Below are 14219 nucleotides of genomic sequence, written 5' to 3' on the forward strand. Positions count from 1 at the left end.
TGGTTGCGTTCTACTTGTTCGGGGACTTTTCAGTCATGAGCTCGATGAACTGGTCAAAGAGCGGGTTGGCATCGTGTGGGCCGGCGGCGGACTCCGGGTGGTACTGCACGGAGTAGGCCATGCCATCCTTGAGCGCAACGCCTTCGATGGTGTTGTCGTTGAGGCAGGTGTGGGAGACCACTGCTGGGCCGAAGTCGGTATCGAATTCCTCACCGGCCGGGTCTTCCTTGCCCGAGGGGCTGGCCAAGGCAAAGCCGTGGTTCTGGGAGGTGATATCGATCTTTCCGGTGAGCTGGTTGCGCACCGGAACGTTGATGCCGCGGTGGCCGAATTTCAGCTTGTAGGTCTCCATACCCAGCGCACGGCCGAGGATCTGGTTGCCAAAGCAGATGCCGAAGAAGGGGTACTTGGCAGCAAGGATGTCGCGGACGATGCCGACCATGGTGTCAGCGGTAGCCGGGTCGCCCGGGCCGTTGGAGACAAACACGCCATCTGGGTTGTACTGCTTGATCTCCTCGAACGGGGTGTTGGCGGGAACCACGATGGTCTCGATGCCACGCTCGGCGAAGTTTTTCGGGGTGGCGGTCTTGACTCCCATGTCATAGGCCACGACGGTGAAGCGCTTCTCCCCTACTGGCGGGAAGGTGTAGACCTCATCGGTCGAGACCTCTGCGGACAAGTCGAGTCCAGCCATGGAAGGTTGGTTCTTGACCTCAGCGATGAGCTCATCGACGTCCCTCTCAGCAGCCTCGCCGGAGAAGATGCCGGCCTTGATTGAGCCGTGATTGCGCAGGTGGCGCACCAACGTGCGCGTATCGATTCCGCCAATGCCGATGATTCCCTGCTTCTCCATCTCCTCCGACAGAGAGCGGGCGGCACGCCAGTTGGAGACGCGGCGGGCCAGATCACGGATAACGAGGCCGGCGACCCAGATTTTGTCGTCGTGGGACTCGTTGTCCTCATCGTTCCAGCCCGTATTGCCAATCTGCGGCGCGGAGGCGACGACGATCTGGCGATGGTAAGACGGGTCCGTCATGGTCTCCTGGTAGCCCGTCATGGCGGTGGTGAAGACTGCCTCGCCCAGGGTCGTACCGGTGGCGCCGAAGCCGAAGCCTCGGAAGGTGCGGCCATCAGCGAGGACCAGGATGGCGGGGGTGGTGGTAGTGGAAGTCACTGTGTGTTGAACCTTTCAGTGAATTTTCTCGGTGAAGGGTTGGGTGTGTGGGGATGTGCGTTGGTTACTTAAGTGTCGAGCAACTCTGATTGTCGATTATCCCGATTACTCGGCCGCCTCGCTGGCGCTTTCAGCAGCAAGGTCGTAGGTCACTGCGCCACGCAGGATGGTGTAGGCCACTCGTGCACCGAATTCCTCCCCCTCATAGGGGTTATTCTCCGACTTCGACGCCAGGCGCGTGGAATCCGATACCCACTCGTGCTCGGGATCAACGATGGTGAGGTTGGCTGGCTCGCCTACCGCAATCGGGCGGCCATGACCAGGCAAGCGAGTAATCTCTGCCGGACGCTCCGACATGACGCGGGCGACGAAGCGCCAGTCAGCCAGGCCGGTGGCGACGAAGAGCTTGGCGATGACCGCCAGGGAGGATTCCAGGCCCAGCATGCCCGGCTTAGCGTGCTCGAACTCGACGCACTTGTCTTCGCTGCCGTGCGGCGCGTGGTCGGTCGCTACGACGTCGATAAGCCCGTCAAGCAATGCTTGGCGCAGGGCCAGGGTGTCGGATTCCTCCCGCAGCGGTGGGTTGACGCGGAAGACGCCGTCGTAGGTCACCAGCTTGTCATCGGTCAACAGCAGGTGGTGCGGGGTCACCTCTGCAGTCAGCGGGATGCCCTGTTCCTTGGCCCACTTGAGCAGCTCGACGGTGCCCTTCGTCGAAGCGTGGCAGATGTGCATGCGGTTGCCGTAGTCACGCGCGAGCAGTGCATCGCGGGCGACGATGGATTCCTCGGCCACACGCGGCCAGCCACGCAAGCCTAGGCGGGCTGCAACCTCGCCCTCGTGGGCGCTCGCGCCTTCGGTCATGCGGTGATCTTCTGCGTGCTGGGCCAGCAAGACGTCAAGCCCCTTGGCATATTCCAAGGCACGGCGCATGAGCTGCGGGTCTTGGACGCACTTGCCGTCGTCGGAGAACATGCGCACCTTGGCATCCGAGCGGGCCATCATGCCGAACTCGGTCAGCGTTTTACCCTCCAAGCCCTTCGTGATGGAGCCAACCGGATGGACGTCGCACAAACCGCGCGCCTGGCCCTTGGCCCAAACGCACTCCGCGATGATCGGCTGATCCGTGACCGGAGAGGTATTCGCCATGGTGAAAACCGCAGTAAACCCGCCCTTGGCGGCGGCCCGCGAACCGGTCTCGATGGTCTCGGTGTCCTCGCGGCCCGGCTCACGCAGGTGGACGTGCATGTCCACCAGGCCCGGCAGCAGCACGTTGCCGCCCCCGTCGATGGTGCGGTCGACGCCTTCCGCTGGGTTGATATCGGCGGCGCCGATCGCCTCGATGACGCCATCCTTGATCAGAAGGCTAGTGGGCTCGCCTTCGCCATAAGGGCGGACGTTGGTGATGAGCAAGGTGCCCGCCGCAGGAGCCGAGAGCACGCCGGTGTCTGGATAAGTAGTCATGGTTTCTGAAAAGCTCTCCTCGTTGGTATGTGAGATAACTCGATTTAGATACCGGCGTTCTCGCCGTTGGTGAGCAGCGTAAAGAGGGTGGCCATGCGCACGTGGACACCGTTGTGGACCTGCTGGAGCACCGCGGTGTTGTCATAGTCAGCCACCGCGTAGTTGATTTCCATGCCGCGGACCATGGGGCCCGGGTGCATGATGATGGCGTGCTTCTTCATAGCAGCAGCGCGGTCCTTGGACATCCCGTAAAGAGCCGCATACTCGCGGTGCGAGGGGAAGAAGCCGCCGTTCATACGCTCTGCTTGGACGCGCAGCATCATGACGACATCGGCCTTGGCCACCTCGGAGTCGAAGTCATGGGAGACGCGCACCGGCCAAGTGTCGACGCCGAAGGGCAGCAGCGTCGGCGGGGCGACGAGCGTGACGTCGGCTCCCAGGGTGGACAATAGTTCCACGTTGGAGCGCACGACGCGGGAGTGCAGGCAATCACCAACGATGGTGACGTTCAGTCCCTCGAAACCGGTGCCTGCGGCGCAACGATCCGCGCCCAGGTGCAGGCGCTGGCGCATCGTGACGGCGTCGAGAAGCGCCTGCGTGGGGTGCTGGTGAGAGCCATCGCCGGCGTTGATGACGCTCGGCCCCTGCCCTTCGGGCGCCACCCAGCCGGCGAGCTGCTGCGCCGCGCCCGAAGAAGGGTGGCGCATGATGATGGCATCGGCACCAATGGAGGCCAAGGTCAACCCGGTGTCCTTGAGGGACTCACCCTTCTTGACCGAGGACGTCGAGGCAGAGAGGTTGATGACATCTGCCGACATCCACTTACCCGCCGTCTCGAAAGAAGAACGTGTACGGGTGGAGTTTTCATAGAACAAGGTGAAAACGGTGCGCCCGCGCAGAGTGGGCAGTTTCTTGACTTCGCGGCCTTCGAGGGCTTCCCGGAAACGGTCGGCCTCATCCATCAGCCCGAGGATCTCCTCGGCGCTGTGGTCGGCGATATTAATGAGGTGCTTCATTTATGCCTCCTTGCCGGGCTGTGCAGTGAAGCGGGTAAGAACGACGGCATCGCGGCCATCGATATCGGCGTTGTACACGGTGACGTCCTCGTCGCGTGCGGTGGGGATGTTCTTGCCCACGTAATCAGCACGGATGGGCACCTGGCGGTGCCCGCGGTCCACGAGGACGGCAAGTTGGATGATGTCGGGGCGCCCGATATCGGCCAAGGCGTCCAGCGCGGCGCGGATGGTGCGGCCGGAGTACAGGACGTCGTCGACAAGGATCACGGTGGCGCCGTTGATGCCACCGGCTGGGACTGTGGTGGGCTGCAATGCCCGGTGCGGGCGGGCATAAAGATCGTCGCGGTACAACGTGATGTCAAGGGAGCCCCAAGGAACCTCCACCCCGGAGAATTCCTCAATTTTTTCAGCGAGGCGCTGAGCCAAAGGCACGCCACCAGAGGGAATGCCTAAGAGCAGGACTCGAGGAGATTCACTCGAATCAAGCGCCGTTTTCTCAATGATCTGGTGCGCGATGCGTGCGACAGTACGCGCGACGTCTTTCGAGCTCAGCAGCTCGTTGGACTCCGCGTGGGTGCCGGTTTCACTCATCGTGACCTCCTTCCCCGCCTCACGGTGCGGTCTTTAAAGGATGTCGGACAATGGTTAATAGGACTTGTCTATGCTTGAAAGCCAGCACTAACCATAGCACTCTTCCGGCGTGCTGTGTACGCCCTCGCACCCCGAATCTTTTGAGGCAGGTCCCTAGACAGTGAGTTTTACTACCCAGCACGTTGTTCCAGCCCCGCGTGATGAGGTTTGGCAATGGCACACCCGTCCGGGAGCGCTCGCGCGCCTCACCGCGCCTTTCGGTTTCATGACTCCCCTGCGGCAGGCCGAGTCATTAGCTGATGGGACTTCTATCTTGGGGTTTCCTGGCGGCCTAAAATGGGTCGCCCGGCACGATTTGAGTAGGTATCAACCGCGGCGTTCCTTCGCTGATGTCTGTATCAACGCCCCCTTCCGTTCGCTGGCCAATTGGCGCCACGAACACTTCTTTGAGGACCACTCAGAGGGCACGCTCATCACCGACAAGGTGGATACCCGCATCCCCACGGGGCCAGTGGAATCGATTTTTGCGTACCGGCAGCAACAGCTTATTGAGGACTTTCGCTTTGCTCAGCGGCTGGGTGCTCTCAACGCCGAGCCCCGCACAATCGCAATAACCGGTACGCACGGCACGATAGGCACGGCTGTGGCCGCACAGCTCGGCACGTTGGGCCACACCGTCATTCCGCTCGTGCGCTCTAACCCGGGAGCCGGCGAGCGCCTGTGGCGGCCTACTTTGCCCGCCAAAAACTTGCTGGACGGCGTTGATATCCTCATCCACCTGGCCGGTGAGCCGATTTTCGGGCGTTTTAATACCGCGCACAAAGAAGCTATTCGGGATTCACGTGTAGGCCCTACTCACCTGCTGGCGCAGCTGGCGGCCGAAACATCCTCTGTGACCGCGATGGTCTGCGCCTCCGCGATCGGCATCTACGGTCCGGACCGGGGCGATGAAGTACTGACCGAAGACTCGGAGCGCGGTGAGGGCTTTCTGGCCGATGTCGTGGCGGCGTGGGAGGATGCCTGCGCGCCGGCACGTGAAGCCGGAAAACGAGTGGTGAACCTGCGCACCGGGATCGTGCAATCAGCCAACGCGGGAATCCTGCCGCTGCTGCGGGCGCTGTTTTCTACCGGACTGGGCGGCTCATTTGGCAAGGGCAACATGTGGAATAGCTGGGTCGCGCAGGATGATCTCTCAGATATGTTCGTCCGCGCCGCGCTCGACCCTGCCTGGAGCGGTGCCATCAACGCAGTCTCTCCCAACCCGGAGCTCAATCGCGATTATGTGGATGCCCTCGGCTCACTCCTTCATAGGCCGACCGTCATCCCCATTCCCAGTGTCGGTCCGGCGCTGCTGCTGGGTAAGGAAGGGGCACGTGAGCTGGCGCTGGCCAACCAAAAGGTTCTGCCCACCCGCGCGGAAGCGCTGAGCCATACCTTCCGCTACCCCGACATCGCTCCAGCGCTCGCCCATGAGCTCGGCGGTGAAAAACTCTTCGAGGCCCCCACCTGCGCACCCGAGGAAGACGGCTCCGGTAGTGTCGGGGCCGGAAAAGATTAAGAAAAATGTAGCGAAGTGAGTAGAAGAATTGACGGACACCACTAATCATGATGACGCGCAGCAGCGCCAGCTGGAGCCTGACACACCCATCGACGAAGTCAGCCTCGAGCGCATAGCGGAAATCTTTGAGTCAGAGGGCCTGGAATACCGCATCGAAGAGCAGAAGACCCAGGACGGCCAGACGGTCAACCTTTTGCGCACCGGCTTCTCCAACGCCGCCATAGCCTTCCAGCTGGTTGGTTCCTCCCTCATCGTCGATTCCGTATGGCGCGGCTCTGTCCCCGCCTCCGAAGGCCCTGCGTTGCTCATGCACATCAATGCCTGGAACCAGGACCACTTCACGCCGACGTTCCGCTTCTTCGAGGCACCAGACAACGCTTTGGCGGTCTCGGGTGCGCGTGATCTGGACGTGACGCATGGTGCATCCCGCAACCAGCTCGGCGCGTTCGTCATGTCCACCCTGGATGCCGTGTTGCAGTCCTTCGAGTGGATTGAACAGCAGTACCCGCAGCTCGTCACCTGGAAGGAGCACAACCATGACTAATCCGACAACGCCTACCGCCGAGGATCCGCACGCACTACCAGAGGTCACCCTCGACCGCATCATCGAGGCAATGAAGACCTTCGACATCGAACTCGAGCCGGTCACCGGTCGCGACGACGCCGCTACAGCAAACCTCAACGGTCTGCCGTGCATGTTCGCCGTGCTGGAGAGCGTCGCCATCGTGCGTTGCGATGTACCAACGGACGTCAACTACGCCAAAGCTGACGCAGGCCTTTTCCTGGCAGCCAACCAGATTAACTCCGTGGCCGTGGGTGCCCGCGCAGTGATCGCGGACTTCGACGGCATGCTCCTCGTACGCACCGAGGCTGACATTCCTTGCGCGGCCGGTATGACCGATGAACAACTCGCAGCCGCCCTACGCGCCTCCGTGGACGGCGTCATCAACGCCCAGAACGCCATGGTCGCCGCTGCCGAAGAAATGGCCAAGCTCGGTTCCGAGTCTGCCGCGCAGGCGGGCGAGGGTGCCGAGGGCGCTCAGGGTGAGCAGCAGTGACCGATCTCCACGTGGTTGAGCCGGTCACCATAGACAGGTTGGCGCAGTTGTGCGAGCTTATCGACGCCGACTATGCACTCATCGAGGCAACCCCAGAGCCAGAAGACGACGCTGACGCTGGCGCTGCCGCTGCCGCCGACAGCGCCGAATCCGCGCGCCGCGTGCTGCAGACCGGTGTTCCCCATATCGCAGTGCACTGTGAGCTCGACCCTGAAGGCGAGGTACTCAGCGCCTTCGCCTCGTGGGAGGGCATTCTTCCGGCACACCTCGAGCCGGAGGTGGCCGCCGTGGTGGCGGAGTTGAACTGGGCCAGCGTTGCGCCCACCCTGAACTTCCTCGTAGAAGAGGATGCGAAGGGTAACGCGGAGATTCACCTAGGCGCCAACCGTGCCATGGCTGTGGGTGAAGGCCTCTCCTTGGCTCAGCTCGGTCATTTCCTGCTGAGTTCACTGGCCAGCTTCGCTGAGATCTTCGACATCGTGGCGCAGCGCTTCCCGCTGGCTGTCACCTGGGACAAGGAGGAGCAACCATGAGCCAGGACTGGAACCAGAACCAGAACACAACCGCCAGTTCCGATCCTTTCGACATTCTCTCCGGATCACCGCTGCCAGCCGTCGACCGGGACCGCGTGTTGAGCGTGCTCAACGGCGCCGAGCTGGATATGGCGGCCACCGCGCATCCTGAGGACGCGACAAGCGTAGTTGCCCGCCTTAACGACCTTGACTGGGTCATCACCGTGGAGGAGGGCCTCGTGCGCATCGAGAGCGTACTGTCCACACAGCTCGACGCTGACATGCTCCCCATCTTCCATGTCCTCTGCAACGAGTTCAATGCGGGCGCGTTCGATGGGCGCGCGCTCGTCGGGCTGTCTGAGGATGAGGTTGAGCTGCGCGGTGATGCATGCTTCGTCACCACTGCTGGTCTGAACGAGGACCAGCTCTTTCACGCACTCAACCTCGGCATCATCAATGCGCAAGAAGCGCTGCTGTCTGTTCTGGACGCGTTTAACGCCGCCGCCCGTGAGCTGGCCAGCGACGTCGATGGTACAGAGAGCGACTAGCTCTTAGTCAGCGTCCTTAATGCGCTGGCGCTCGACTTCCGGATCAAAGTCGGGCGCCGGCCATTCCAGGTCGAGGTGGCGCAGGAGATCCACGATGAGGAACTTCAGCGCCATCCGGGCATATTTCTTGTTATCGGTGGGGATGACGTACCAGGGTGCGTAGTTTTCGTCAGTACGTTGAATAGCATCCTGATAGGCCGCCATGTAGTCATCCCAATAGGCTCGTTCCTCCACATCGGAAGGGTCATACTTCCAGAACTTGTCTTCCCGATCCGTGCGCTCGAGCAAATTCTCCTTCTGGGCCTCCTTGGACAGGTGAAGGAAGATTTTGATGACCTTGACTCCCTTGGCTGTTAGTTCCAGCTCATAGTCGCGGATGGCCTCGATGCGCCGATCCACCTCTTCTTCATCCACCCACTCGTGCACGCGCTGAATGAGGACATCCTCATAGTGGGAGCGGTCGAAGGCCACGATTTGTCCCGGCTGCGGGTCGTGTTTGCGGATACGCCACAGGAAGTCATGCTCTAGCTCCTCTTCGGTAGGTTTACCGAAGCCCACAGTCGTGGTTCCTTGCGGGTCGAAGGTGCTCAATACGTGACGGATAGCCCCGCCTTTGCCCGAGGTATCCATGCCCTGCAGGACGATGAGCACCGCTGGGGCGTCCTCACCATAGCTGCGGCCGTTGGCAAAAAGTCGCTCCTGCAGCTCATAGAGCTCGTCATCGTACTTGGAGAAGCGGGCGTCGAGCGCCGCCTTATCGCCGTCGAAGCCCGGCGTTGCCGAAGCATCAACCGAGTCAATCTGAAAATTCTTGCCCGCGCGCAGGGCGAGCGCGTCCTCAATCTTGAATTTCGCCATGGACTCCACCATACCGAGACGCTGTTTAAGCACCCAGGGTGAAAAGGCCTCGCAGCAATGCGCTGAGCGCTCCTAGGCTGGCCAGCCACAGTGATAGCTTATGGGCCTTGTCCCGAGAGACGCGCCCGGCAATCTTCTTTCCTAGGAGAATGCCCACGCACATGCCAATTACCCCACAGGGCCACACCAGCCAGTGCAAACCCTCGAAACCGCCGGAACCCAGGAAGAACTTGGTCAATACCGACGACAAACCGCCAATGAAGAAGCAGGGCTGCAGGGTTGGCGCGAGTACCTGTTTGGGCCACCGAGCGGCCTGCGCATAGACCGTGATGACCGGGCCAGCTACGCCCGCGAGCGTATTGGTGAACCCTCCCACGATGCCCGCGGAGATGGCCGGGCCCGTACCGTTCATCTGCGGGACGAACTTGCGCCCAAAGACCACCACGGTCAGCGCAATCAATAGGGCGGCCCCGACCAGCACCAACAATGCCGCGATATCAATACGGGCGATGAGCAGCGCCGCTGGGATGGAGCCGAGGACCATGAAAGGGCCGATGCGCAGCCACTTTCCCCAGTCCACATTTTCACGCATCGAATAGGTCGTGAGGATGGCATTGAGACAGGCCAAGACGTTGATCACCATGATGCCTTCGACTGGCCCGAGGAAGAGCGTCAGGATGGGCCCACCAATGAGGCCCAGCCCCATGCCTGAGACTCGCTGCAGGCAGGAGCCCGCGATGACGGTAAGGAGGACAACGAGGGGTATTGCCAGTACAGACATGTCCCCTTAGCCGCGGTAGCGTTCCATGACCGCGGCTGCTACGTGGTCTGGGAACATACCCTTAACATCGCCGCCGTACTGCGCCACCTGTTTGCACAGCGAGGAAGAGATATAGCCGTATTTCTCATCTGTTAGCAAGAAGACCGTATCGATTCCGGAAAGGCGCCGGTTCATCTGCGCCATCGGCAGCTCGTACTCGTAGTCCAAGGAGGAGCGCAGGCCCTTCACAATCGTGTCTATGCCATGCGCGCTGGTGTAGTCCACGAGCAACCCGCCCCACCAATCCACCTCGATTTCCGGGGCGACGGTACGGCGAATCAGATCCACGCGTTCTTCCACGCTAAACAGCCCGGAAGGCTTGTCGGGGTTTCCCGTCACCAGCACCGTGACCTTGTCAAAGAGTTCACTGGCGCGATTAAAAACGTCGACGTGTCCCAGCGTAATGGGATCGAAAGAGCCGGGACATACGGCGTGAGTAGGCATGGCTAGTCCTCCAGGGTTCCGGTGGTATCGGTCTTCGAGCTATCCGCACTGCGGTGATAAATCGCCATATCAAAACGCGCGATGCCAAAGGTCCGCTTCTTAAGTTTCTGACCGGTGGGCTCAAAACCATCTGGCCACTGTGTGTGCGGCGAATCCACGTGGCGCTCAATGACGACTATCGCGTCATCATCCAAGACCGGCTCAATAGCGGCGAGAAGCCCATCCACATCATCGAACTCATAAGGTGGGTCCGCGAGCACCATGTCGAAGTAGCCGCGCGGTGCGGTGGCGAGGTAGGACGAAGCCTTCATCTCGCGTACCTCAACGCGCGGGTGCTTCACCACCCCAATATTGTGGCGAATGACCTTCACGGCCGCGGCATTATTCTCCACGAGAACGACTTCCTCGGCGCCACGGCTAGCTGCCTCCAGGCCTAAGGCACCGGAGCCAGCAAACAGATCCAGCACGCGGGAATCAATGAACCCCCAACGCACATTCAACGATGAGAACAGGCCCTCGCGGGCACGGTCGGACGTGGGCCTCGTCCCAGCTTCGGGCACCTTGATGGTGCGCCCGCGGGCTTCTCCGGCGATGATTCTGGTCATGGCTTCTACCCTATCTTCCCTCAGTTTCCCGCGGTGACTACCCTAGTTTTTCTCCAAAAATCCCTGTTCATCTGCGCTCAGGTTGTCCGTTAGCTGTTCCGCTAATTCGGGGTTGCGCTCGACCAATGCGGCGGCATCAGCATGCGTGCGCTCAACGATATCCCGATCATTGATAAGGTCCAGCAACTTCAGGGTGCGTTTCGTTCCGGATTGCAGTGTGCCCAGGATATCGCCCTCATGGCGCTGCTGTAGGTCGAGCTCAGCTAGGTCAAAACCAGAGGGCGTATCCGCGATAGCTTTGATGCGCCGGAAAGACTTGCTATCAGGCTCAGCCGTCGTGTGCAGCAAGCACACCGATTCATTGCCGCCGCGTCCCACGCGCCCGCGCAACTGGTGCAGCTGCGAGACTCCAAAGTTCTCCGATTCTCGGATCAGCATGACGGTGGCATTGGGAACATCGACGCCGACCTCAATGACTGTGGTGGCCACGAGGACGTCAATCTCCCCGCGCGCGAAGCTCTCCATTACTTGGTCCTTATCGGGCATTTTGCCATGGAGCATTTCCACCCGCAGTCCGCGTAAAGGAAGGTTACGCAGTTGGACTGACATGGTTTCCACGCCGCCCTCTCCTTCAATCCGTGGGCAGACGATATAGGCCTGGTGCCCCTTGTCCACCTCTTCACGGATGCGCTCGATGGCACGGCGTACCCACTCCGGCTTCCATTCGGGAACCACTGCGGACAAGATAGGTTTGCGTCCACCCGGCAGCTCCTTGAGCGTCGAGACTGCCAAATCACCGAACACCGTCATGGCAATCGTGCGCGGGATAGGTGTCGCAGTCATCACCAATAGGTGCGGACTGGTCCCCTCCCGAGTCTTGGTGCGCAGGCTATCGCGCTGTTCGACGCCGAAGCGGTGCTGCTCATCGACGATGACCAGGCTCAAATCGAAGAATTCAACGCTGTCCTGGATGATGGCGTGGGTGCCAATCACGATATCGGCCTCGCCAGAGACAATCTCCAACAAAGCCTTGCGTTTCTCCGCTGTCTTCATCGAACCTGTCAAGACCGTGACAGTGACTCCTTCGGGAACGCTGGCGCTAATCGACGCCCCATGCTGCGCCGCCAGAACCTCCGTCGGGGCGAGCAGTGCAGCTTGTTTTCCAGCATCAACCGCCTGCAACATGGCACACGTGGCAACGAGCGTCTTGCCCGAACCGACCTCGCCTTGCAACAGCCGCATCATGGGCGCGGTGCCGCACAGATCTGCGTCGATCTCGCCAATGACTCGTCGTTGACCGTCGGTCAGAGCGAAGGGTAGCCCGCTGAGCAGCTCATCGCGGAAGCCTTCCAGAATCGCCGGCATTGGGGTTGCCGTACGCGCCTTAACATCGCGCTGCTGCAAGGCCATAACTAGGCCAACCGATAAGGCTTCGTTGTACTTAAGCCGCTGGATGGCGCGCTCCGGACCATTGTCACCCGGTTCATGGATCTCGCGCACGGCTTGATCCAGCGTCACCATCATCCGGTAGTCCAGCGGCTCCGGGATCGGCGGGGTGTGCTCGAGCACTTTGTGGATAGCGCCCATGATGTACCACGACGTCACCTTTCCGCTAGCCGGGTACACGGGAATCCATTCGCGCTGCAGGAATGTCTCCAATGAGCCGAACTGGGAGAGCTTCTTCAGCGAACCTGTCCCCTGCCCAGTGGTGCTATCCAGCAGGGATTCCTGATAACGGCCGGGATCGAGGATGAGAAAATCGGGGTGCTGCAAGCTGGGGTATCCCCGGAAGTATTTCAACTTGCCGGAGAGCATGACGCGCATGCCTCGCCCAAGCACGCGTTGCACGTAGTGTGCATTGAAAAAGGAGGCCTGGACTCCGCTATCCATGTAGAGGATAAACACCATGGCTTTAGAGGTGTGCTTAACGCGGAGATCCTCGATAACGCCAGTGATGGTGACGTGATCACCATCCTCAGCACCGCCGAGGCCCACGTCCTTATTGTGGCGGATGTAATCGCGCGGATAGTGGCTAAGCAGCTCCCCGCACGTGGTGTATCCGAAGGCGCGCTTGAAAGCCGCGGCATCCTTCTTTGCCAAGATTTCCGTCAGTGCCCGGTCATCCTGCCAGCCCAACATGGCCTACTCCACCCCAATCTCAGTGCGCAGTCCAGGCACGCGCAGAACGACGACCTCAACCCCCAGTTTACGGGCTAACTCCTCTTCATCTAGCTCAAGGCCAGTCAGCACCGTGATCTGCTCGCCGCCATAGCCCAGCTGAGTACGGCATGCTGCTAGAATCCCAGCCACGCTTTCTCTATCTGGATAAGCCACCCGCATGGAGCCGGCAGCGTCCTTCATAGCGGCGAGCACGTCGTCAGTGTGCGCAGAACTCGGCGCATAAACCGAGAGCGCCGCCAGCCCGGCCACCAGGGAATCGGTCGGAATGACAGTAGCCTTGCCTGGGTCACCGCCGCAGCCATTGGGCAAGAAAAGATCTCCCTCACCGGCGCTCTGCATTCCTTCGCCGGGCTTGACGACGTCCGCCCCCGCCTTCTCAAAAAGCTCCCGCGCAGCCCCTTCAGGAACCGCGGCAAAGATACGCCGCTGCGCTCCCCCGCCACCAGTAGAATCTTCGCAGGTGGCCGCCTGACCCGCCTGCGGTAGCGCTTCAAGCCGCAGGTTGCTGACCTTTCCCAGAGCATAAGCCTTTTCGATCACGGCCCCCGCCTCAACGCTATGGATGTGCACGCTGGCGGAGGTTTCCGTGGCCCGTGCAATGACGAGACTATTGCCCAGCGGAGCCAAGGCCTCTTCAATGTCGCTCAGGTTGCCCTCAAAGAAGAAGATGGCTTCGATCTCTGCGAGCGCTTCTCCTGCCTGCTGTTCCCGCGCCGCAGACTCCTCGGAGTGAAGAGGCACCGTCCTCGTCAGTGGTTGGCTGGCGGGGGCGTGCCCTGTGACCTGAGCGAGCAAGCACTCGAGCAAAATTACGAAGCCGGTTCCGCCAGCATCCACAACGCCGGCTTCGCGCAGCGCCGGTAGCTGCGAGGGGGTCTCAGCAAGGGCCTTCCGTGCGGCCTCGACCGCTGCTAACAAGATGCCGTGGAGCTCGGCCCCTGGCTGCTCGGCAGCCTGATTGGCGGCGGTGGCCGAGGCGCGCAGCACGGTAATAATCGTTCCTTCCACCGGTGCGGCAAGCGCGCGATCCACCAAAGTGACAGCCAGGGTCAAAGCATCAGCAAGTACCGCACCGTCCACCCGCGAATCCGTTGTGGCATCGGCAACCCCACGCAGCACTTGGGAGAGCACCATCCCCGAATTGCCGCGCGCGCCGCGCACCGAGCCGATGGCCAAGGCTTCAGCCACGTCCGCCTCACCCTTATCGGCCTCCGCCAAGGCGGACTCCATGGTGTGCGCCATGTTGGATCCCGTGTCCGAATCGGGCACCGGGAAAACGTTGAGGGCATTGATCTCAGCGCGGCGGCGCTGCAGCTCCTCCACGGTTCGTGCGGCCCACTCGTGCAGACCACGAGCATCCAACTCGGCGGGATATGACATGCTGGCTAGT

15 protein-coding genes are annotated in these 14219 nt (G+C 61.2%); 5 read left to right on the plus strand and 10 right to left on the minus strand.

Annotated elements, in window-relative coordinates; genetic code table 11:
* Positions 1-10: 10 nt before the first annotated feature.
* From carA to pyrR, 4 genes are all read right to left on the minus strand, one after another.
* Positions 11-1174, minus strand: coding sequence for a glutamine-hydrolyzing carbamoyl-phosphate synthase small subunit (gene carA, locus HMPREF2743_RS05805; RefSeq protein ID WP_070528483.1), 1164 nt, complete (start codon positions 1172-1174; stop codon positions 11-13).
* A gap of 105 nt (positions 1175-1279) precedes the next feature.
* Positions 1280-2638 (minus strand): dihydroorotase, encoded by a 1359-nt coding sequence (locus tag HMPREF2743_RS05810; protein WP_070818366.1) that lies wholly within the window; start codon positions 2636-2638, stop codon positions 1280-1282.
* A 44-nt stretch (positions 2639-2682) separates the two neighbouring features.
* Complete coding sequence (locus HMPREF2743_RS05815) at positions 2683-3654, minus strand: aspartate carbamoyltransferase catalytic subunit (protein ID WP_070818367.1); 972 nt, start codon at positions 3652-3654, stop codon at positions 2683-2685.
* A complete protein-coding gene (pyrR, locus tag HMPREF2743_RS05820; RefSeq protein WP_070532978.1) occupies positions 3655-4245 on the minus strand; it encodes a bifunctional pyr operon transcriptional regulator/uracil phosphoribosyltransferase PyrR in 591 nt (196 codons plus the stop codon). It lies immediately after the preceding gene.
* Between the two features lie 160 nt (positions 4246-4405).
* Between pyrR and HMPREF2743_RS05825 the strand changes: the two genes are divergently transcribed.
* The 5 genes from HMPREF2743_RS05825 to HMPREF2743_RS05845 are packed head-to-tail and all read left to right on the plus strand — an operon-like array spanning position 4406 to position 7921.
* Positions 4406-5803 (plus strand): TIGR01777 family oxidoreductase, encoded by a 1398-nt coding sequence (locus tag HMPREF2743_RS05825; protein ID WP_070528491.1) that lies wholly within the window; start codon positions 4406-4408, stop codon positions 5801-5803.
* A gap of 28 nt (positions 5804-5831) precedes the next feature.
* Positions 5832-6347, plus strand: coding sequence for a YbjN domain-containing protein (locus tag HMPREF2743_RS05830; protein WP_070818368.1), 516 nt, complete (start codon positions 5832-5834; stop codon positions 6345-6347).
* Complete coding sequence (locus HMPREF2743_RS05835; protein ID WP_070818369.1) at positions 6340-6861, plus strand: YbjN domain-containing protein; 522 nt, start codon at positions 6340-6342, stop codon at positions 6859-6861. Before HMPREF2743_RS05830 ends, HMPREF2743_RS05835 begins: the two co-directional genes overlap by 8 nt.
* Entirely contained in the window at positions 6858-7394 is a 537-nt protein-coding gene (locus tag HMPREF2743_RS05840; protein WP_070528499.1) for a hypothetical protein, read from the plus strand. Before HMPREF2743_RS05835 ends, HMPREF2743_RS05840 begins: the two co-directional genes overlap by 4 nt.
* Positions 7391-7921, plus strand: a complete 531-nt coding sequence (locus tag HMPREF2743_RS05845; RefSeq protein WP_070528501.1) for a YbjN domain-containing protein — start codon at positions 7391-7393, stop codon at positions 7919-7921. The genes HMPREF2743_RS05840 and HMPREF2743_RS05845 overlap by 4 nt, the downstream gene beginning before the upstream one ends.
* Positions 7922-7924: 3 nt before the next feature.
* On the opposite strand, the gene HMPREF2743_RS05850 is transcribed toward HMPREF2743_RS05845, so the two are convergent.
* The 6 genes from HMPREF2743_RS05850 to HMPREF2743_RS05875 are packed head-to-tail and all read right to left on the minus strand — an operon-like array spanning position 7925 to position 14209.
* Entirely contained in the window at positions 7925-8779 is an 855-nt protein-coding gene (locus HMPREF2743_RS05850; protein ID WP_210383649.1) for a PPK2 family polyphosphate kinase, read from the minus strand.
* A 25-nt stretch (positions 8780-8804) separates the two neighbouring features.
* Positions 8805-9560 (minus strand): sulfite exporter TauE/SafE family protein, encoded by a 756-nt coding sequence (locus HMPREF2743_RS05855; RefSeq protein ID WP_070818370.1) that lies wholly within the window; start codon positions 9558-9560, stop codon positions 8805-8807.
* Positions 9561-9566: 6 nt separating this feature from the next.
* Positions 9567-10043 (minus strand): pantetheine-phosphate adenylyltransferase, encoded by a 477-nt coding sequence (coaD, locus tag HMPREF2743_RS05860; protein ID WP_070818371.1) that lies wholly within the window; start codon positions 10041-10043, stop codon positions 9567-9569.
* Positions 10044-10045: 2 nt separating this feature from the next.
* Positions 10046-10648: a 16S rRNA (guanine(966)-N(2))-methyltransferase RsmD gene (gene rsmD / locus HMPREF2743_RS05865; protein ID WP_070818372.1), complete on the minus strand. Its 603-nt coding sequence runs from the start codon at positions 10646-10648 to the stop codon at positions 10046-10048.
* A 42-nt stretch (positions 10649-10690) separates the two neighbouring features.
* Entirely contained in the window at positions 10691-12787 is a 2097-nt protein-coding gene (locus HMPREF2743_RS05870) for an ATP-dependent DNA helicase RecG (protein ID WP_070818373.1), read from the minus strand.
* Between the two features lie 3 nt (positions 12788-12790).
* Positions 12791-14209 (minus strand): DAK2 domain-containing protein, encoded by a 1419-nt coding sequence (locus tag HMPREF2743_RS05875; protein ID WP_070818374.1) that lies wholly within the window; start codon positions 14207-14209, stop codon positions 12791-12793.
* Positions 14210-14219 lie beyond the last annotated feature (10 nt).

The sequence above is a fragment of the Corynebacterium sp. HMSC036D02 genome (assembly GCF_001836165.1).
Classification (GTDB): Bacteria; Actinomycetota; Actinomycetes; order Mycobacteriales; family Mycobacteriaceae; genus Corynebacterium.

Coding starts and splice junctions, on each gene's coding strand:
- HMPREF2743_RS05810 (WP_070818366.1), bottom strand. CDS start 2,638: ATGACTACTTATCCAGACACCGGCGTGCTCTCGGCTCCTGCGGCGGGC.
- HMPREF2743_RS05815 (WP_070818367.1), bottom strand. CDS start 3,654: ATGAAGCACCTCATTAATATCGCCGACCACAGCGCCGAGGAGATCCTC.
- pyrR (WP_070532978.1), bottom strand. CDS start 4,245: ATGAGTGAAACCGGCACCCACGCGGAGTCCAACGAGCTGCTGAGCTCG.
- HMPREF2743_RS05835 (WP_070818369.1), top strand. CDS start 6,340: ATGACTAATCCGACAACGCCTACCGCCGAGGATCCGCACGCACTACCA.
- HMPREF2743_RS05845 (WP_070528501.1), top strand. CDS start 7,391: ATGAGCCAGGACTGGAACCAGAACCAGAACACAACCGCCAGTTCCGAT.
- HMPREF2743_RS05850 (WP_210383649.1), bottom strand. CDS start 8,779: ATGGCGAAATTCAAGATTGAGGACGCGCTCGCCCTGCGCGCGGGCAAG.
- HMPREF2743_RS05855 (WP_070818370.1), bottom strand. CDS start 9,560: ATGTCTGTACTGGCAATACCCCTCGTTGTCCTCCTTACCGTCATCGCG.
- coaD (WP_070818371.1), bottom strand. CDS start 10,043: ATGCCTACTCACGCCGTATGTCCCGGCTCTTTCGATCCCATTACGCTG.
- rsmD (WP_070818372.1), bottom strand. CDS start 10,648: ATGACCAGAATCATCGCCGGAGAAGCCCGCGGGCGCACCATCAAGGTG.
- HMPREF2743_RS05870 (WP_070818373.1), bottom strand. CDS start 12,787: ATGTTGGGCTGGCAGGATGACCGGGCACTGACGGAAATCTTGGCAAAG.
- HMPREF2743_RS05875 (WP_070818374.1), bottom strand. CDS start 14,209: ATGTCATATCCCGCCGAGTTGGATGCTCGTGGTCTGCACGAGTGGGCC.